We start from the raw sequence: 18,531 nt of genomic DNA on the forward strand, positions 1-18,531 counted from the left end.
GACTCGCTCTTCTTATTAATTAGAGAAGAAAAACTGCGTTAAGTTTGCAAATCAGCAATAAAATTATTTTGCGTTGCAAACACAAGCAGTACTTCTTTGTGTTACAAGGGGGTGATTACTCGTCCTTATTGATATCAAAAAGGGTAAGCAATTCATCTACCTGATAACTTAAACATGGCACAAAAGTTGAACTTGGCAAGTTTGTTGGAACGGAGAAAATAGCGAACAAGGCGCGGATTTTTATCGCAGCCAAGAAGGATATTGGCCTGCTGCACAGCAATTTTTTTTGTATACTACCTGACCAGATAAGAGCTGCGATATTGTCAATGTAGGCTTAGCGCATCGGCCCAGTTGGAGACGGCAAGCCCACAGCGGTAATTTGGCGATTTTAACGCCGCTCTGTCGCTGTGGCGATGAGCGTTAACGCTTAGATAAATGCAGCTTACCACTAATGGTAGAGGCCTTGACCAAAGCGGAACCGTCGCCAAGTCGGGTATTTAATTCTTTAGAGTTGCGATAGCCCACTTTTTTTACTGCGGTACTGTCAAGATCATTGATAATCCGACCACCCGCACCGGCAACCGCGGTGATGTCGACACTGACGTCATCAGCTAATGCCAGTGAAATGGGGCCATTAATCGACGATAGATTTAACAAGCTATCATCGGTTAATACCGCTGAGGTGATCAACGCACCATTGACCGATGAAATATTGGCATTGACCGCCTTAGCTAAGTGCAATTTCATCGAACCAGAAACCACACTCGCGTTCACGTTTGAGGCTTCGGTTTGAGCGCGAATTTTACCGCTTACCGCGCGATACTCCACTCGACCACGAGAACCTTGCTCATCAATCGAGCCGCTGACCGTCGACAAGCGAACATCGCCGGTTAATTGCTCAGCGACAATATTGCCACTGACGGTTTCTAGCGTCACTTGTGAGCTTAATTTGTTAGCGGTAATGCTGCCACTCACCGTGTTAACTTGGGTATTCGATTGTAAATTTGTCAGTTCAAAGTCAGTTGATATGCCTTTGCCAATAACACTGGCACGGCTAGGCACTTTAATGAGCAAGTCGCTGCCACTTTGCTGATCGAGCCACGCTTCATTACCTAGTTGCTTTGGCATTTTAACTTCTATTCGCACATCCTTGCCGTTGACCGTGAAAACAAACTCGATCGCCTCGGGATCAAGGGTACCGGTGACCTCGACTAGTTCACTATCGGTAGTGTGGACACTGACCTTACCGCGTAAGTTTTCAATCACAATGCGCGCATCTGCAGTCACCTTTTGGCTTTGTGATATTTGCTGAGCACGAGTGTCAGTCACCGTAAACAGCACGGTGTTTATCACTGCGAATAAGATCAGGTACCTTATTGACGTCACATTCATTTGTTTCTCTCTTTTCAAGTCTATGTCAAGCTGGCGCTTGCTCGATGTTGTCGCTAAACCGACTGCCATTTGGGCTTGTATAATTGCTCGAGTAAACTCAGCTCTTGTTGCTGAGTCCAACGCAATAAATTCAACAAATCGGTATTGTTAGGATCGTCTTTTAATGCCTTTAAAATGGCTTGTTTAGCCGAGTCTATTTCAGTAAATTGTATTTGCATATCCGCTGGTAACTGACCTAAATCAGGTTCACCAAAGCGCACTAGCATCGCTTTTTTCTGCTGTTGATACTGAGTTTCAATCGACTCCAATGCGGCAAATTTTTGCCCTGCTTGGTCAGTTATTTGCTGTGGGCTAAACTGCCAAACGAAAAGCGCGCATACCAACAAAGAGGCTGCCCACGCTACCGGTATAACAAACCTTTGTCGCTGGCCTTTACCGCTTTGGTTGGCAGCTCGCTGCGGATATCGGTGTTGATGTTCAATCGCGTGTTCAATACCCGGCCACAAGTCTCTGCTCGGACGAATGTCTTTGTCGATAGCATTGACTTGCTGTTGAAGTTGTTCACGAGTCAGTTTTTCTGTCATGGTGATACCCACCCCTGCAATAGTTTACGCGCTCGGTGATAGTGTGATTTACTCGAGCCAACTGCGATGTTTAACATCTGCGCAATTTCTTCATGTCGATAGCCCTCTACCGCAAAGAGAACAAATACTAAACGCGCTTTTTCCGGAAGCCTCAATATCGCTTTATCAAGGTCCGATAAGTCTTCTATTTCTGCCGTTTCAGGCTCGACTAGGTGTTCGCTGTCGAGACTAAACACGCGTTGTAACCAGGATTTTTGTTTGCGCATATGAGACAGCACGGTATTGGTCGTCAACGCATACAGCCAAGTAGAGAATTTGGCCTCGCCGCGAAAGCTGTCTAGCTTTTGCCACGCTTGTACAAACGCTTCTTGGGTCACATCTTCGGCCTGTTCTCTATTAGAGAGCATGCGCAAGCACAAGCCATACACTCGCCCAAGGTGCAGTTGATATAATTTAGCAAATGCCTGTCGATCACCGTTTTTAGCGGCGGTGATTAATTCGGTTTCGTGCTTTTGAGCAAACAATTTGCGAGCGTCAATAATGGTATTTTGCGCCGACACACCTGATCTCTTAGGTTAATATTTTACGGTTGTAACATTATGATGCATGCGTTGTTAAAAAGGTTTAAATAAAATTTGCTTTTTTTTTGTGATATCTTGATCTGAGGCTAACAGTGATTTTGGATAGTGGAAGACAATGAAAGTTAATTGCGATCTTGGTGAACACCCGATAGATGAAGATAGCCCAGACGAAGCGCTTATGCCGTATATCGATATGGCTAACATAGCCTGTGGCGGACACGCTGGTGACGAGCACACCATGGCACAAGCCATTGAGTTGGCCGTGCAACAAAACGTGCTCATATGTGCGCACCCAAGTTATCCCGATAAAGAGAATTTTGGTCGTCTGTCGATGGCGATCAGTGAACAGCAACTCAAAGCCAGCCTAACAGAGCAGATAACGCGACTTTATCGCCTCGCCATTGCTCGTCAAGCAAGCATCTATTGCGTCAAACCACACGGCGCTCTGTACAATGACATGATGCAAGATGAGGCAATATTTAACTGTATCTGTCAAACCGTTGCCGAGTTAAACCAACGGCTTAATGTCGATATGAAAGTAATGGCACAAGCTTTAGTTAACAATAAGGTTCAGCGTCGTATCGGTAAAAAATACAAACTCGACATTCTATTTGAGGCATTTGCCGACCGAGCCGTATTAAGTGATGGTCGATTGCAGCCCCGTACTCAACACAACGCGGTGATCACCGACCGAATCACCATCAAAAAACGCCTCCAACAGTTAGTTGTTCATGGCGAAATGACCACAGTAAACAGTGAAATTATTGATATCAATGCCGATACCGTTTGCTGTCACGGAGACAATCCCAATGCCGTAGAAATCGTCTCTACCGTACGCGATTTGCTAACGGAGCTAAATGAGGATGGTTGATTCAAGTCAGCGCCACTTCCCGTTGCGTTCGGTAGAAGCGGTCAATGAAACCAGCGTGTTATTTGTCTGGACAGATATGATTGACAGCAACTTAAACCGTTACATCCAACAAGTAAGACGCTCGTTGACTGAGCAAAACGGCACTATTATCGACGATATCGTTTGCGCCTACAGCTCCTTAATGGTGTACCTCAAACCTCCCTCTATTGCCACCGCAACTCTAGTAGAAAGGCTGAAGCAGCAAGTTATGGGCTGTGACCCACAACAATCTGGCTTTAGTACGCGCAGTATCAGGCATCACCGCATCCCCGTCTATTACGGCGAGGACGCCGGTTGGGATCTCGCCGATATCAGTCAACAAACGGGGATGACAATAGAGCAAATCATCAGCTGCCACACAAACACCTCCTATCAGGTGTTTGCCAACGGGTTTTTGCCGGGTTTTGCCTATCTCGGTGTAGTTAATCAACAACTGCAATTACCCCGTAAGAAAACACCGAGAACCGCAATTCCAAGCGGTGGCGTTGCCATTGCCGAGCAGCAAACCGCCATTTATCCATCAACATCACCGGGGGGATGGTTGATCATAGGGCAAACGCCGTTTCAATTGCTCGATTACCGTGACTGTCCGGCCAAACCAATCTTACAAGGCGGTGACCAAGTCTCGTTTTACTCGGTAACTAAGCAACAATTTGAACAACTTGGCGGCCGCGTCTGCCTAGTTGACGATACACACCATCGCTAGGACGAGATAGTCATGACGGTAACCGTGACCCGATGCACAACCAATGCGCTTATCCAGACCTTGAGTAATAGCCAGTATCAACACTGGGGCTACAGCGAAGGCGGAGCCATGGATGAATACGCGTTTATGTGGGCTAATCGTTTACTCAACAATGCCATTGATAGCGCGGCACTTGAGATAACACTGGGTCAATTGCAATTGTACTTTGAGCGCGATTGCTACATAGCGATAACTGGCGCCGATTGCGCTGCTTATAAAAGCTCAGCGAGTCAAAGTGGCACGCAAACGGTGGGTAATTGGCAAGTCAGTGCGATGTCTGCAGGCGAGACGCTGACCTTAAAGATGCCCAAACAGGGGTTGAGAACCTACATTGCATTTGCCTCAGGTATCAGGCGGGTGATCACAGCGTCAATATCAGCTCAATCAACATCAACATCATCAGCCAAGGTGAATCGAGACAACACTGGCAACAAGGACACTCGTGCTACAGATATAGACGACTTGCCATCACCGATGATCGAAAACTCTTTGGCGAGCCATGTAATTAATCGACAGCCACTTGTGCCTAATTGCAAGCTTATCATTAATCAACCAAGCCAAACCGTGGTTAAGCGCTGCGTCAACCGTCAATACATCAGCAATTATCAACAAGTAACCGACCACGATCAAACCATTGACTACGTGCCAAGTACTCTAGCCAAACAACAGGGCAAGGACTTTGGTTTAACTTTTGGCCAACAAGTCTATGTGATAGACAGCGCGTCTAATCGGATGGGTTATCGATTACGGGGCCAGGCGTTAACGATAAATCACCAACAACGCCTATCAACCCCAACCAGTTTAGGGGCTATTCAGCTACCTGCGGATGGGCAACCGATAGTATTACTCAAAGACCGACAAACCATTGGCGGTTACCCCGTACTTGGCTGTGTTACCCGTCAAAGTACCTGGCAACTAGCACAAATGCGCCCGGGTCAAGCCGTGCGCTTTCAGGCCGTAACCGCAGCGCACGCATGTGAACAGCTAAATCAGCTCTACCAATTTTTCTTTTCTTGATGAGACGGACAGGTGGGTAGTGAATAAACCACATAAAAACCGATAACCAGCAATATCAACACAGCCAGTTTTGCGTATCCCCACGGCACCGCGAAGACAAGCGAAGTACCGCCAAAGAGCACGATCGACAGCAAAGCAATGTACTTAGATTTTCGTTCAATACAACGGTTGTTTTGCCAATTATCAATCAGCGGACCAAATAATTTATTGTTCAGCAACCATTGGTGACAGGTGCGCGACGAGCGAGCAAAACACGCGCCTGCGACCAAGAGAAACGGCGTGGTAGGCAGTACCGGTAAAATGACCCCAAGCACTGCCAGCACAACAAAACCCCAACCAACTGCCATGTAGAGATAACGGCGCATGGCGAACTCAGACTAGCGCCACGGGTTATTGTCGTGATATTTAATCTGCATCCCCTTTAAAAAGTTACGCAGAAATTGATCTTTGCACTGACGGTAATGTTTGTGCTCGGCTTTTCTAAAAAACGCATTGATCTCCGATTTACCCGCGCTGATCCCCGCCAGTTTTAACAATTCAATCATATCGACATCCGTTAAATTTAAGGCGATTTTAAGTTTGCGTAAAATAATATTGTTGTTCAATTTCTTTTCTGGTTTGGGTTGCTCGCCATCGCGTTTACCGCGATGGGTGTTGATTAAGCCATTTAAGAAAAGCGCCAGCATAGGGTCCGTTAAGTTAACGAACTTAGGATCGTCATCTTTGCGTAACCAATGATGTAACGTCGCTAACTCAACGCTGCTTTGTGCACTGGCGAATATAGACAACATGTCGGCATCGCTATAGCTGAATATGTAGCGGATACGGCGCAAAATATCGTTATTTGTCATAGTAGTAAGTACTAACCCAGGTTAAACTTGTTTGATCTCGATTAAAGCTTCTCGACTTAAACCGTGTGCGTGTAATTGATGCACGTAGTGCTGCCACAAGCGCTCGCGATTGTGAGCGTACTCACTGAGCAATTGAGCGCTGTATACAGCTTCGTGTTGATCGTCAAAGTGCAAGCGAAACCCGTGCTTGCCCAACGGCTCTACGGCGCGAACAACGACTTGCTTTTTATTACTGACCGGTGGCTTATTGGCATTTGCTTTATTACTTTGCTCACTCGGCGAATAACACCGCAAGAACTCGTAACTCAGCTGTTGTTCAAAGCCATCGTCAAAGTGCAAATAGAGCATTTTAGTGCGATGATTTAATTGTATTGATGTAATCACAAATACCCTCACTGTTGACACCTCAATTGTCACCATTATACAAAAAAAAGAGCAATATCGGACAGATATCGCTCTTTTTTATTAGTCGCTTAAACGTCTCTACAAAATAAATCGGCTTAAATCTTCGTCTTCAACCAGAATGGTCAGTTTTGACTCAACATAGCTTTGATCGATGGTAATGGTTTCACCCGATTTCGCATCCGCTTGAAACGATAACTCTTCAATTAAGCGTTCCATCACCGTATGTAAGCGACGGGCACCGATGTTTTCCGTGGTTTCGTTGACCTGCCAAGCCGCTTTAGCGATGGCTTGAATACCGTCGTCGGTAAATTTAACCGATACCCCTTCGGTGGCCAGTAGAGCGATATATTGCTCAGTTAATGACGCATTTGGCTCCGTTAATATACGCACGAAGTCGTCAACTGTTAACGCACTAAGCTCAACGCGAATTGGCAATCGACCTTGTAATTCAGGAATGAGGTCACTTGGCTTAGACATTTGGAAGGCACCAGAGGCAATAAACAAAATGTGATCCGTTTTTACCATACCGTGTTTGGTGCTCACCGTTGAGCCTTCAACCAGTGGCAGTAAGTCGCGCTGCACACCTTCACGTGAGACATCTGGACCACCCGACGCATCACTGCGCTTACAAATTTTATCGATTTCATCAATGAAGACGATACCGTTTTGTTCAACCGACTCTAACGCTTTGTCTTTCAAGTCTTCGTTATTAACCAATTTTGCCGCTTCTTCTTCTTGCAGCAACTTAAGCGCTTCTTTGATTTTCATCTTGCGCTTTTTGGTTTTGTCCGACGTCATGTTTTGAAACATGCTCTGCAATTGGTTGGTCATCTCTTCCATGCCAGGAGGTGCCATAATTTCCATACCAACTTGTGGCTGGCGAACCTCAATTTCAACCTCTTTGTCGTCTAAGTTACCTTCGCGTAACTTTTTGCGAAAGATTTGTCGCGTCGACGTATTATCAGCTGGCTCTACCTCACCAAAGGTATTTTTGGGGTTTGGCAATAAGATATCGAGTACGCGCTCTTCTGCCGCTTCTTCGGCTTTGTGCTTAACCCGTTCCATTTCCACTTCTTTGGTCAGCTTCATGCCCATATCGGTCAAATCGCGAATAATTGATTCAACTTCCTTACCAACGTAACCGACTTCGGTAAATTTAGTCGCTTCAACCTTAATAAACGGTGCATTGGCAAGTTTTGCCAAGCGACGCGCAATTTCAGTTTTACCAACCCCTGTTGGGCCAATCATTAAAATATTCTTCGGTGTAACTTCAGCGCGTAACTCATCGGCCAGCTGCATCCGACGCCAGCGATTACGCAGGGCAATAGCGACCGCCTTTTTAGCGTCGTCCTGGCCAATGATATGGCTATCTAATTCATGAACAATTTCACGAGGAGTCATATTTGACATATTATCTTCCTATAATTATCCCGCTTAACAGCGATATAAGGGGATGATTGTTAAATTTCGTCGATAGTCTGGTGTAGGTTTGTGAACACACAAATATTGCCGGCAATGGTTAGCGATTTTTCAACAATTTCGCGAGCTGACAAGTCGGTATTTTCGAGTAAGGCAGTTGCCGCCGCTTGCGCGTAGTTACCGCCAGAGCCGATGGCAATTAAGTCGTTTTCTGGTTGCACCACATCGCCGTTACCGGTAATGATTAACGAGGCGGTTTCATCGGCCACCACTAACATTGCTTCGAGGCGACGCAAGGCGCGATCGCTGCGCCAGTCTTTGGCCAGTTCCACCGCTGCGCGAGTTAAGTGACCTTGATGCACTTCCAGTTTGCTTTCCATGCGTTCAAACAAGGTAAACGCATCGGCGGTACCTCCGGCAAATCCAGCTAAGACTTTCCCCTGATACAAACGGCGGACTTTCTTGGCATTACCTTTCATTACCGTATTGCCTAAACTGACTTGGCCGTCACCACCGATACATACTTTGCCATTGCGGCGAACAGAAACTATGGTTGTCACATCGAACCTCTACAAATAAAAACCGAAGTTCACCCAAAAGCGGATTTTGCGGTACGACTTCGGCTAAAAATATCTACTTGTAAATCAATGTGGGAATGAAGAAGCGTTTTTTCAAGTCCAAAGCCAAATTTGGCAATGATTAATCTGACTGCGACGCAAGGTATGCTTCGCCTTTTCGGCTAAACGTTTGCGCTCAAATGGTCCTAACACCACTTTGTACCAGACCCCATTCTTGCCTTCTGTGCGACGCACGTCACTGGCATAACCGGCAAAGGCTATTTTCGCCTTCACCGTATCGGCTTGGCTCTTGGTGCGGAACGAACCGCACTGCATTTGATAAGGGCCTTTTTGCTCTACCTCATACTCACCGACTTCAACCTTTTTATCTTTTAAACCTTCCATGTAGGTCCACTTGTCATCAGGTAACGGCGGAATATCGCTTTCTTGTGCTGTTGCTGAGGTATTGGTGTTACTCGCTGATGCCTTTTTACTGACGGTAGTAACGTCGTCAGCTGGCGCTTGCGGCGCATTGTCGATCATCAGCTTCAAACCAACAGCAAATACTGCCGAAACCGCTGCGATTAAAAACAGGTAGCGCTTGGTTTTTGGCGGGTTTTGGTTTGCCTTGGCTTTTTTATTTCGAGTCGAAGTGGTTGTTTTTTTCTTGGCTCTCGGTTTCCGAGCAACATAATCTTGATGAGCCATAGCGCATTCACTCTCATTTACTAGAGCCTAGGATCAACAGACCCTAGTGCTTTAATTTTTTTATGGTTATTAGCGGTGATTTTAACCTAGCGTCAGTTAAAGTACAGCCCTTTTATTGACAACCGGCATATCGATTTGGACGCTGAGTGGCAAACGGCCTGCTACCAAGTCAACTCTTGTGGATCAATATCCACCGACCAGCGGACTTTGTTTTTATTTGGATGCTGCTCTATCTGTTCAATAATTTGTTGCACTGCCTGATGCAAAGTCTTGCGTTGAGCTGATTGCAATAACAAGTGATAACGGTACTTACCGGCTTTTTTTTCCATTGGTGGCGGTATCGGCCCGCTGACCATGCACTCGCTACCCGCGTGCTGAGCAACATCGCGCAACAGTGACTGTGGCAACTGCGGTTTGTTGGCTTGCGCTCGAAATAACGCCTGAAATGTATACGGGGGCATCAACGCCTGTTGACGTTCAGTTAGGGCAAACTGAGCAAAATGGCCATAGCCATTATTGACTAAATCTTGCAGTAACGGATGGTCAGGGTAATGGGTCTGTACGTAAACTTTGCCTTTTTTACTTTCGCGACCTGCTCGGCCTGCCACTTGCACCAATAATTGCGCCATGTGCTCTGGCGCGCGAAAGTCATAGCTGAACAGCGCCCCATCGACATCGAGCACGGCAACCAAGGTCACATTGGCAAAGTGATGACCTTTGGCCAACATTTGAGTGCCAACGAGAATGTGATGCTCGTTGTTATTTACCTGTTGTAACAATCGCGCCAGCTCGCCTTTTTTTCGCGTGCTGTCGCGATCAATTCGCACCGAGGAGTAATTTGGAAACAACTCGTTTAATCGCTGCTCTAATTGTTCGGTGCCCTGCCCTAATGTTTTCAAGCGAATACTGCCACACTGCTGGCACTGTTTAACTATGCGTTTTTGACTACCGCAGTGATGGCACATAAGCAGCCCTTGGTTTTGATGCAGCGTGTATGGTTTATCGCAGCGCTGACAATGGCATATCCAATGACACTCTTGACAGCTAATCGCCGGTGCAAACCCGCGTCGATTGAGAAACAACAGCACTTGTTCATCTTTGGCTAAGGTTTGTTCAATCGCCAACTTCAACCGTGACGACAAACCAAATTCAATGACGTCTTTGCTCATATCTATTAGCTCGACATCGGCAAACTGACTGTTACCCGCCCTTTTGGTCAACTGATGATATTGATATTTTTTCGCATTGGCGTTGTGCAGTGTTTCCAACGCCGGTGTCGCACTACCAAGTACGATGGGGATATTTAGCTGACGGGCGCGAAGTACGGCAATATCGCGCGCGTGATAGCGAAAGCCTTCTTGTTGCTTGAATGAGCCATCGTGCTCCTCGTCAATGACAATCAGCCCGGGATTTAACATCGGGGTAAACACCCCAGAGCGAGTAGCAATAACGATTGCCGCCCTCCCCGACTTGCTCTGCAACCACGTTTGCAGGCGCTCTTTATCGCTAAGTGCCGAGTGATGCAAGGCCACAGGAACGGCAAAACGTTTTTCAAAACGCCCCAACGTTTGAGGGGTTAAGCCGATTTCAGGTACCAGTACCAACACTTGCTTGTTCTGCTCTAACACTTTTTCAATGAGTTGCAGGTACACTTCGGTTTTGCCGCTGCCCGTAACCCCATCAATTAAATGACATGAAAACGACTGTAACTGGCTACCAATCGCACTAATTACCAACGACTGCTCCAGAGACAATCGCGGCTTGTTTGCCTGTTGAACTTGACCTGACTGAAATTGATAACGTTGTTCGGTGACTTGCCCTTGTTCGAGTAAGCCTTTATTAACCAGAGCATTGAGTTGCGTTTTATTAAAGCCCGCCATGCGAATTTCTGGCCAGGTGAGTTGTTTTTGATCGGCGAAGTAATCGAGTAACGCTAATTGCTGGTGTGCATTGGCACTGATTTGCGCTTTGCATTGCTCAAACTCAGCGACAGTCAATTGTGAGTGTTTAGACCAACATGGCGTTGGCTCGATATCAACTGGCTCCACTTGTCGCAATAAGGTTGGCAGTGCCGATGCTATCACTTCCCCCACGGGGTGGTGATAATACTGGCTGACGCGCTGTAAAAATTGCACTTGTAGCTCGGTAAAATTACCTTGACTGGGTAGGACGTCGATGATCGATTTTATTTTATCCGTTGCTAACCCCGCTTGCTGGTGCGTGGTTATCACTACGCCGATTAACTGTCGGTTGGCAAATGGCACCAACACCCGAGCGCCAATGACTATCTGAGCATCGACTAACAGAGGGTCTGCGCGATAAGTAAACGTTTGTCGCATTGGCACAGGGAGTGCGACCTCAATAAATATGTCCTTGTCTGACAAAACAATATCATTTTCATTGGCTAAATTAATGACTTGTATTGTGACCATTAAACAGATATTTGCCAAGTGAAAATAAGTGCGCAAAAAATGTCACATCTGTGCATAATTTAGTTGAACATTGGTTTGCTATCACGTATTATGCGCACCCTAAAATGTAACTCGTATGGTGTCTGGCAAAAGATCAGATAGCGATACGGCCTAAATAGAGGTTATCCCATGAAAGAAGGTATTCACCCTAACTACGTAGCTATCAAGGCAAACTGTTCTTGTGGCAACGTGATCGAAACGCGTTCAACGGTCGCTAAAGATCTTAACTTGGACGTATGTTCAGAATGTCACCCATTCTACACTGGTAAGCAAAAAGCTGCTGAAACTGGTGGTCGTGTTGACAAATTCAACAAGCGTTTCAACATGCTTGGTGGTAAGAAGTAATAATTACTTCGACCGAAGAGTTTTAAAAAAGGCGCTCAGGCGCCTTTTTTGCTTTTTGCAACCAAATTCACCACCACTCGCTTTTTTGCCAAATCCCTTATCTCTACACATCAACCCGCTGCTCTCATCAATGTACCAACACGCTTTGGGTAACACTCGCTCAGGCGCCTGTTTTGTTGCCACGGTCATACCAACTCTTTAAACACTCAACATTTGCATTAGTTACAGTGAGTTGCACGAAATTTTTTGTTAGCCCAAGCGTTTTGGTTCCAAATTTACTGCCGCGTTAGCAACTTTATTGCAATATATCTCTCTGACATACAAACAATATTTGAAATTTGTCTTAAAATTTAAAATACTAACGTAAAACATATATGTAAAAATAGACTATGCTTAAGCACCTTGTTCCGCTAGCCGTGATAACGGCTATAAGTGGCTGTATGATGACATCTGAGCCACACCCGAAAACAGTTGAGCAAATCAACACTCTACAAAATTCGTTACAGCGCGTTGAAACCAACCTGTCAACGGCGATAACCAGTAATTGTCAGCAAGACAACAATGCCTTGCTAGAAGACTTTATGACGCGCTTAGAGCAGCAACAACAGCCTTCTCCTAAAGAAATAGTCTATGTCGAGCGCTGTACCGCCGAGCAACAAACTCAAGCAGCCGCGAGTAGTAATCCAGCCACTGCCAATAATTCAGGCAAGTTTACCGTTGGCGCGGTTGAAAGCGTCTATTTCAGCAAAGAAAAGCTTCGTTTTGATGCCCGCATTGATACTGGAGCGGTGACCTCTTCGTTAGGGGTCTATAATGAAACTCGATTTGAACGCGATGGCGATAAGTGGGTGCGATTTCAACTGGAAGACAAAGAGGACGCGTTAACATACGAGTATCCTGTAGAGCGCATTATCCGCATTATCCAGCAAACCAGTAGCAGTGCTGATCGACGACCGGTAATAAAAATGCGATTTAAGTTGGGCCAGGAAAAATATCGCGCAGAGTTCTCGCTTGCCGATCGTGATCACTTAGATTATCAAGTACTTATAGGTCGCGAATTTTTAACCGATATAGCCGTTGTTGATGTCAGTGCAAAATACCTACAAGGTGGAGAATAACGTTGACTTCTCGCAAACCGTTTTTGCTGCTTGTAGGCCTGCTTTTTATCGTAGGCATATCCAGTATTTATCACCGCCACACCAAAATGGGTGTCCCTCTCACCCCTGGTGAGCAAATTGATATATGGCAAATAGAAGCTGAAATAGAATTTACCGCTACAGGTAATCCGGTCACCGCTAAATTGACCTTACCCAAAGACAATCGCTTTACCTTGGTTGATGAGTTCACCGCATCACCCGGCTACGGTATGCATATTTCGCGCGAAGAAAAGGCGCCATCGGTAACCTGGAGTAAGCGCGAGGCAGAGGGTAAGCAACGGCTCTATTACCAAGCGTCGGTAAAGCGCGCCATTGATCCAGCCCCGCAACCAGCGCCCACGGGCAGCAAAGATGTTGAAGTGCTCACCGAACCTTTGCAAAGTTCGCTAAACGATTTATTTAAAAAGATCTTTTCTCGTTCTGGTGACAATGCATCGCTGGTGATGCAGGCGCGCCAGGCGCTAAATTCTGATGACCAAGATGTCGCCATTCTCAAATCCAGCCACTCAAAGAGCAGTATTTTTACCAAGTTGATGTTAATGGCAGAAATTCCCACGCAAATGGTTCGCGGTCTGGTACTCGAGGATGGTCGACGCAAACAAAGCTTAATTCCATTAGTGCAAATTTACTTTGATGAGCAATGGCACTTGTTGGATATTGAGTCGGACGTTTTTGATGATGAATTGCCCGTATTAGTATGGCAGCAAGGGGCGCCATCTTTACTTGATGTGGTTGGTGGACGCAATTCCAAAGTACAGTTTTCAATAAGTAAAACCACCACCAGTGCTGTTATTGAAGCCAATAATGCGGCCACCAAAGGCGACTTCTTTGACTTTGGTTTATACCAATTGCCCCTCGCCGAGCAAAATTTATTCAAGGGCATTTTACTGTTGCCGATTGGTGCATTAGTGGTGGTCTTTTTACGAGTTATTATTGGCTTAAAGTGCAGCGGTACATTTATGCCGATACTTATCGCCACCTCGTTTATTCAAACCGAGTTACTCAACGGTGTGATTGGCTTTTTGCTGATTGTCTCTGCCGGTTTGCTGATTCGTTCTTACCTATCACACTTAAATTTGTTACTTGTGTCGAGGATTTCGGCCGTGGTTATCGTGGTGATAGGCATAATTACCGTATTTACCGTATTTGCGTTTCGCATGGGACTCACCGAAGCATTAACCATTACCTTTTTCCCGATGATTATTATGGCGTGGACCATTGAAAGAATGAGTATCCTTTGGGAAGAAGAAGGTGGGAAAGAAGTCTTAATACAAGGCTCGGGATCAATGATTGTGGCTGTGGTCGCATACTTATTGATGGACAATTACCTGATCCGCCACTGGGCATTTAATTTTCTTGGTGTACACGCCATTGTGATGGCTTTAATTTTAATGATGGGACAATACACCGGGTATCGCCTACTTGAGTTGCGTCGCTTTCGTCCGATGGCCGAAGACACCCCGTAAATGAGATCGTCTATGTTTAACTTTGCCAACCCCTTTAAACTTCGAGACCGCGGTGTCATGGGGATGAATCGACGCAATTTTTCCTATATTAGTCGTTATAACGATCGCGCCTTGTATCCCAATGTTGATGACAAACTAAAAACCAAACACTTAGCCTTAGAGCACGGTATTGCCGTTCCCGATTTGCTCGGAGTCATTCGCCAGCAACACGAAGTCAATCACGTGTTTGATATTCTCGACAAGCACAACGGCTTTTGTATTAAACCGGCCAAAGGCAGCGGCGGGAAAGGGATTTTAGTCATTTTAAAAACAGATGAAAATGGCTACATGAAAGCCAGTGGCGACTATGTAACGCGAGATGAAGTGATTCGTCACGTCAGTAATATTCTTGCCGGTTTGTTTAGTTTAGGTGGTGCCGCTGACGTTGCAGTTATCGAAGCGCTAATCGAATTTGATCCGGTGTTTAAGGGGTTAAGTCACGAAGGGGTGCCCGATATTCGCTTGATCGTATTTCAAGGTTATCCGATGATGGCGATGCTGCGCTTAGCTACTCACGCCAGCGATGGCAAAGCCAACTTGCACCAAGGCGCAGTCGGCGTTGGTATCAATGTCGCTACGGGCAAAGCCAAACGCGCGGTGCAATACGACAAACCCATTCTCACTCACCCCGATACACAGATGACCTTTGCCGACATTCAAATTCACAACTGGGACAGCTTGTTACACCTTGCTGCCGGTTGTTTTGAAATGTCTGGATTGGGCTACCTCGGTGCTGATATCGTGCTGGATAAGCAAAAAGGCCCTATGGTATTAGAGCTCAATGCTCGGCCGGGTTTGGCCATTCAAATAGCCAATGGCATGGGTATGCTACCGCGCTTGCGACAACTGGAAACGCTCGATCACAAGCGGCGAAAAAGCATTGCCGAGCGAGTCGATTATGCGAAGAGTCATTTCAACGATTAACTGCGTTATCGCCACGGCGCTGATACAGCTCGTCTGGATTAGTGTGGCGTGTTCATTTTCTGCCTTTGCGACCTCCCCAAAACCACCGGCCTTTATTGGACCCGCAGGGGATATTAGCGAGCGCTGTCAGCACGTCAATAGCCAGTTAACCAGTGAGTTCACCTTTAAGCAAAGCGATAGTTTTGACGGCTATATACGACAACTCGAAGGCGTACTTATCCCCGCTTTTAATGTGTTGCACGAAAGTTATTTATACGCTGATGTGTTAGCCGATAAGCGTCTTAAAAACACGGCAAAACAGTGTAAAAAGACAACCTCAAGCAACATCAATGCGTTGTTCGGTCAACGCCGTGTTGGCATGTTACTCGAACGTGCGAAGCCATTCGCGAGTAACCCTTTACAGCACAGAGTGCTGCGCAAGTATTTATCGCGTCACAACAAATACAGCAATCAGCAATACACTGAGATACGAAGCCGCGCTAAGCACGTATCAGGAGAATTTAGAAAGCAGGCGCAGATACCAGTAGACGCTTGGTTCGAGCTGCCACTGAGCTGCCGCGCTGGTTTGTCGGCTGAGCAACAACAGCGCTTTGTTAAAGACGATAAACTTCGCGCTGCAATAACCGATAAGCACTACCTGACTATGGTCAGTCGCATCAGCAACTCATCGTGTCGGCGCTCAGTGTATCAGCAATATCAAGGCAGGCACGCCGCCACAAATCGCGACAACTTACTCGAGTTACTGGCGTTGCGTGAACAAACTGCCAAGATTCGAAATTACCCGCATTACGCCGATTTATCACTGCAATCGACGATGCTTAAGTCAGCAGATAACGTCGCTGAATTTCTTGACGAGACGGTCAAAGCACTACCCGAGGCACCAGCCCCATGGGATTATCGATATCAAGCGCGAGTCGCCAAACAATCACTGTTAGGACAAACCGAACAAAACCAACAATCGAGTGCATTCAGCGAGGTAAAATACCTAGCGCCAACCATTGTCAAACAAGGCTTGTTTACCTTGCTTGAACAACAGTTTGCTTTAACCGTTGAAAAAGTCACGGCGCAAACTTGGCATCCTGACGTTGAAGTTTATCAGCTAAAAAGTCAGGCCGATGACGCTCAGTTATTGGCTGTGTTTTATCTCGATTTACACCCACGAGATGGCAAGTATAAAAACAACCGGCATCGCGCACTGCACCGTGGTGTCACTGACATACAGTTGCCCAGTAGTGCGCTGGTTCTCAATTTGCCGAGGAAAAAATGGACAGAAAAGCACGTTAAGTCGCTGTTTCATGAATTTGGCCATCTGTTACACAACGTGTTATCAAGTAAGCCTTACCACACCGTTTCCGGCATTCGCATTGAACGCGACGTGGTTGAAATGCCTGCTAAATGGTTTGAATTATTAAGCCTTACCCCACAACTGCAACAGCAATTATTTGGCGCTGTGTTCAACCGTGATAACGTCGATAACACCAATCCTGTGTTGCGCATCCGTTTGTATAAAGCCGCTATGGCATTGGCTTATCACCGCCAATCAATAACCAAACAAAATATTGAACAAATAAACGCCGAACTCGCCAGTCGCTTTTGGGGACATGCGTATCCGCAAGGAGCATCTAGCCAATACAGCTTTTCCCATCTGGCCACCTACGGTCCTCGGTACTATAGTTATATCTGGTCGGAACTAATGGCAAAGCGCTTATTGGCCGATTACGCTAACAAGCGCTTTAACGGTCAACAGTTTGTACAGGCAATGTTTATCGATAACCATGACGGAGTAATGCAAAATGCTCTATCTCGGTTGTATCAACAACCCTTGTCGTTAACAGATATCATTCAATGGGTTACCCATGACAAAGCGCTATAAATCCACAGCGGGGCAAATTTGCTCAACCATTTGGCTACTACTGATAAGTTACGTTACTGTTGCCGCGGAACAAGCGTCGCATGAGCATATGGCGCAACGCATTAAATCGACGTTTGAAAGTCAGTTGTTTCAACTGCCTCCCCGTATCCAGGGACATTACGGTATTCGCCTTTATCGGATCAGTGGTCAACAGCAATACCTGCCGGCTGCATTGTATGATTATTACGTGGTCAATGATCGGATGCACGCCCTGCGCACCCAACTCAATGATGCCGACGCGATTGCTGCATACAGCCAGCAGCTGATCGCACAACTAGGGGATTCAACCCGCGGTAAAGCACGTCGTCGCGCTTTAGCAGCACACCCTAGCTTTATTTTTTACGCCGATCAGTTACTGCGTTACGCCGCTCGCTTACACGAGTTCGGCGTGGCCATACCAGAGGATGTCAAACTCGCATTACAAAACTACGATTTCGGTCCCGCTCTAACCGATCCGGTAATGATTCGCGCTTGGGCTGCACAGCTGGCAAACTACGTCTATTGGTTACGCGATTTAGGCATTGCTGATCATCGACTAACCTACAAAACCGCGTTTTTAGCTGCCTACCCCAATAGCCAGGACGACTCGTTAACGCGTTGGCATTTTCGCAATAAACTCTACGGTTTAACCCATTTTGTATTTGCCGCGTCACAGTACTATCAACAGTTTGTCAGCGCTTCTGAATTTGAGTGGATTATCGATTATTTTCGCGCCAATCAACAGCGTATTCTCAAGCAAGCAAGTGAGGATATTAAAGCGGAAGTGGGGTTAGTATTTTTACTCTGTCAACAAAACTCAGAACCTATGTTAGCGTTACTTAAGCAATCCCTGGCGAGCTCTTTTGATCAACAGGCTGGCATGATCCCCAGTGTTAACGGCAGAGTTGACTTAGCAACTGGTGAGCATCGCAATGTACTCGCTTATATGTTGTTTAACTGGCCACCGCGCCTGCACCGAGGGCCCATTTTTAATGATATGGCCGAATTAAAGCCGTATTTACCGGCCTATACTCAACACTCACGCTCACTCAACGATGGACATCAATAA

The 18,531-nt window shown here is 46.3% G+C and carries 19 protein-coding genes; 9 read left to right on the top strand and 10 right to left on the bottom strand.

The genetic code is table 11. The features are described 5' to 3' along the window. Positions 1 to 420: 420 nt before the first annotated feature. The 3 genes from ACAY30_RS12595 to ACAY30_RS12605 are packed head-to-tail and all read right to left on the bottom strand — an operon-like array spanning position 421 to position 2,536. Positions 421 to 1,461: a hypothetical protein gene (locus ACAY30_RS12595; RefSeq protein ID WP_290252602.1), complete on the bottom strand. Its 1,041-nt coding sequence runs from the start codon at positions 1,459 to 1,461 to the stop codon at positions 421 to 423. Then, positions 1,446 to 1,976, bottom strand: coding sequence for a hypothetical protein (locus tag ACAY30_RS12600; RefSeq protein WP_290252601.1), 531 nt, complete (start codon positions 1,974 to 1,976; stop codon positions 1,446 to 1,448). Before ACAY30_RS12600 ends, ACAY30_RS12595 begins: the two co-directional genes overlap by 16 nt. After that, positions 1,973 to 2,536: an RNA polymerase sigma factor gene (locus tag ACAY30_RS12605; protein ID WP_371189926.1), complete on the bottom strand. Its 564-nt coding sequence runs from the start codon at positions 2,534 to 2,536 to the stop codon at positions 1,973 to 1,975. Before ACAY30_RS12605 ends, ACAY30_RS12600 begins: the two co-directional genes overlap by 4 nt. A gap of 136 nt (positions 2,537 to 2,672) precedes the next feature. Here ACAY30_RS12605 and ACAY30_RS12610 point away from each other — a divergent pair, with 136 nt between their 5' ends. The 3 genes from ACAY30_RS12610 to ACAY30_RS12620 are packed head-to-tail and all read left to right on the top strand — an operon-like array spanning position 2,673 to position 5,229. After that, the gene (locus ACAY30_RS12610) at positions 2,673 to 3,428 is read left to right on the top strand and encodes a 5-oxoprolinase subunit PxpA (RefSeq protein WP_290252600.1); all 756 of its coding nucleotides are present in this window, start codon (positions 2,673 to 2,675) and stop codon (positions 3,426 to 3,428) included. Next, positions 3,421 to 4,173 (top strand): allophanate hydrolase subunit 1, encoded by a 753-nt coding sequence (locus tag ACAY30_RS12615; protein ID WP_290252599.1) that lies wholly within the window; start codon positions 3,421 to 3,423, stop codon positions 4,171 to 4,173. The genes ACAY30_RS12610 and ACAY30_RS12615 overlap by 8 nt, the downstream gene beginning before the upstream one ends. A 12-nt stretch (positions 4,174 to 4,185) precedes the next feature. After that, positions 4,186 to 5,229, top strand: coding sequence for a biotin-dependent carboxyltransferase family protein (locus ACAY30_RS12620; RefSeq protein ID WP_290252598.1), 1,044 nt, complete (start codon positions 4,186 to 4,188; stop codon positions 5,227 to 5,229). Here the strand turns inward: ACAY30_RS12620 and ACAY30_RS12625 are convergent. From ACAY30_RS12625 to priA, 7 genes are all read right to left on the bottom strand, one after another. Beyond that, positions 5,208 to 5,594 (bottom strand): YbaN family protein, encoded by a 387-nt coding sequence (locus ACAY30_RS12625; RefSeq protein ID WP_290252597.1) that lies wholly within the window; start codon positions 5,592 to 5,594, stop codon positions 5,208 to 5,210. The two genes, ACAY30_RS12620 and ACAY30_RS12625, sit on opposite strands and share 22 nt — an antisense overlap. A 12-nt stretch (positions 5,595 to 5,606) precedes the next feature. After that, on the bottom strand, positions 5,607 to 6,080 hold the full coding sequence (locus ACAY30_RS12630) for a DUF1456 family protein (RefSeq protein WP_290252596.1): 474 nt from the start codon (positions 6,078 to 6,080) through the stop codon (positions 5,607 to 5,609). A 21-nt stretch (positions 6,081 to 6,101) separates the two neighbouring features. After that, positions 6,102 to 6,464, bottom strand: coding sequence for a gamma-butyrobetaine hydroxylase-like domain-containing protein (locus tag ACAY30_RS12635; RefSeq protein WP_290252595.1), 363 nt, complete (start codon positions 6,462 to 6,464; stop codon positions 6,102 to 6,104). 99 nt (positions 6,465 to 6,563) lie between these two features. After that, complete coding sequence (gene hslU / locus ACAY30_RS12640) at positions 6,564 to 7,895, bottom strand: HslU--HslV peptidase ATPase subunit (RefSeq protein WP_290252594.1); 1,332 nt, start codon at positions 7,893 to 7,895, stop codon at positions 6,564 to 6,566. 50 nt (positions 7,896 to 7,945) lie between these two features. After that, entirely contained in the window at positions 7,946 to 8,464 is a 519-nt protein-coding gene (hslV, locus tag ACAY30_RS12645) for an ATP-dependent protease subunit HslV (RefSeq protein ID WP_290252593.1), read from the bottom strand. 111 nt (positions 8,465 to 8,575) lie between these two features. Continuing rightward, positions 8,576 to 9,169, bottom strand: coding sequence for an SPOR domain-containing protein (locus ACAY30_RS12650; protein WP_290252592.1), 594 nt, complete (start codon positions 9,167 to 9,169; stop codon positions 8,576 to 8,578). Positions 9,170 to 9,330: 161 nt separating this feature from the next. Next, on the bottom strand, positions 9,331 to 11,601 hold the full coding sequence (priA, locus tag ACAY30_RS12655; protein ID WP_290252591.1) for a primosomal protein N': 2,271 nt from the start codon (positions 11,599 to 11,601) through the stop codon (positions 9,331 to 9,333). A 168-nt stretch (positions 11,602 to 11,769) separates the two neighbouring features. Between priA and rpmE the strand changes: the two genes are divergently transcribed. The 6 genes from rpmE (at position 11,770) to ACAY30_RS12685 (ending at position 18,531) form a co-directional block, all read left to right on the top strand. Next, entirely contained in the window at positions 11,770 to 11,985 is a 216-nt protein-coding gene (rpmE, locus tag ACAY30_RS12660; RefSeq protein ID WP_290252590.1) for a 50S ribosomal protein L31, read from the top strand. 440 nt (positions 11,986 to 12,425) lie between these two features. After that, positions 12,426 to 13,103: an ATP-dependent zinc protease gene (locus ACAY30_RS12665; protein ID WP_290252589.1), complete on the top strand. Its 678-nt coding sequence runs from the start codon at positions 12,426 to 12,428 to the stop codon at positions 13,101 to 13,103. 2 nt (positions 13,104 to 13,105) lie between these two features. Then, positions 13,106 to 14,608 carry an inactive transglutaminase family protein gene (locus ACAY30_RS12670; RefSeq protein ID WP_290252588.1) on the top strand — a complete coding sequence of 501 codons (1,503 nt, stop codon included), beginning with the start codon at positions 13,106 to 13,108 and terminating at the stop codon, positions 14,606 to 14,608. Further along, on the top strand, positions 14,609 to 15,571 hold the full coding sequence (locus ACAY30_RS12675; RefSeq protein ID WP_290252587.1) for an alpha-L-glutamate ligase-like protein: 963 nt from the start codon (positions 14,609 to 14,611) through the stop codon (positions 15,569 to 15,571). Further along, complete coding sequence (locus tag ACAY30_RS12680; protein ID WP_290252586.1) at positions 15,546 to 17,444, top strand: M3 family metallopeptidase; 1,899 nt, start codon at positions 15,546 to 15,548, stop codon at positions 17,442 to 17,444. The genes ACAY30_RS12675 and ACAY30_RS12680 overlap by 26 nt, the downstream gene beginning before the upstream one ends. After that, positions 17,428 to 18,531, top strand: coding sequence for a DUF3541 domain-containing protein (locus ACAY30_RS12685; RefSeq protein ID WP_290252585.1), 1,104 nt, complete (start codon positions 17,428 to 17,430; stop codon positions 18,529 to 18,531). Before ACAY30_RS12680 ends, ACAY30_RS12685 begins: the two co-directional genes overlap by 17 nt.

This window comes from Thalassotalea ponticola, assembly GCF_041379045.1.
Taxonomy (GTDB): Bacteria; Pseudomonadota; Gammaproteobacteria; order Enterobacterales; family Alteromonadaceae; genus Thalassotalea_A; species Thalassotalea_A ponticola.

Excerpts from the sequence above, each read along its gene's own strand:
- ACAY30_RS12630 (WP_290252596.1), bottom strand. The coding sequence starts at position 6,080 with ATGACAAATAACGATATTTTGCGCCGTATCCGCTACATATTCAGCTAT.
- priA (WP_290252591.1), bottom strand. The coding sequence starts at position 11,601 with ATGGTCACAATACAAGTCATTAATTTAGCCAATGAAAATGATATTGTT.
- ACAY30_RS12625 (WP_290252597.1), bottom strand. The coding sequence starts at position 5,594 with ATGCGCCGTTATCTCTACATGGCAGTTGGTTGGGGTTTTGTTGTGCTG.
- ACAY30_RS12675 (WP_290252587.1), top strand. The coding sequence starts at position 14,609 with ATGAGATCGTCTATGTTTAACTTTGCCAACCCCTTTAAACTTCGAGAC.
- ACAY30_RS12665 (WP_290252589.1), top strand. The coding sequence starts at position 12,426 with ATGATGACATCTGAGCCACACCCGAAAACAGTTGAGCAAATCAACACT.
- ACAY30_RS12600 (WP_290252601.1), bottom strand. The coding sequence starts at position 1,976 with ATGACAGAAAAACTGACTCGTGAACAACTTCAACAGCAAGTCAATGCT.
- ACAY30_RS12615 (WP_290252599.1), top strand. The coding sequence starts at position 3,421 with ATGGTTGATTCAAGTCAGCGCCACTTCCCGTTGCGTTCGGTAGAAGCG.
- ACAY30_RS12680 (WP_290252586.1), top strand. The coding sequence starts at position 15,546 with ATGCGAAGAGTCATTTCAACGATTAACTGCGTTATCGCCACGGCGCTG.
- rpmE (WP_290252590.1), top strand. The coding sequence starts at position 11,770 with ATGAAAGAAGGTATTCACCCTAACTACGTAGCTATCAAGGCAAACTGT.
- ACAY30_RS12595 (WP_290252602.1), bottom strand. The coding sequence starts at position 1,461 with ATGGCAGTCGGTTTAGCGACAACATCGAGCAAGCGCCAGCTTGACATA.
- ACAY30_RS12620 (WP_290252598.1), top strand. The coding sequence starts at position 4,186 with ATGACGGTAACCGTGACCCGATGCACAACCAATGCGCTTATCCAGACC.
- ACAY30_RS12685 (WP_290252585.1), top strand. The coding sequence starts at position 17,428 with ATGACAAAGCGCTATAAATCCACAGCGGGGCAAATTTGCTCAACCATT.
- ACAY30_RS12650 (WP_290252592.1), bottom strand. The coding sequence starts at position 9,169 with ATGGCTCATCAAGATTATGTTGCTCGGAAACCGAGAGCCAAGAAAAAA.
- hslU (WP_290252594.1), bottom strand. The coding sequence starts at position 7,895 with ATGTCAAATATGACTCCTCGTGAAATTGTTCATGAATTAGATAGCCAT.
- ACAY30_RS12610 (WP_290252600.1), top strand. The coding sequence starts at position 2,673 with ATGAAAGTTAATTGCGATCTTGGTGAACACCCGATAGATGAAGATAGC.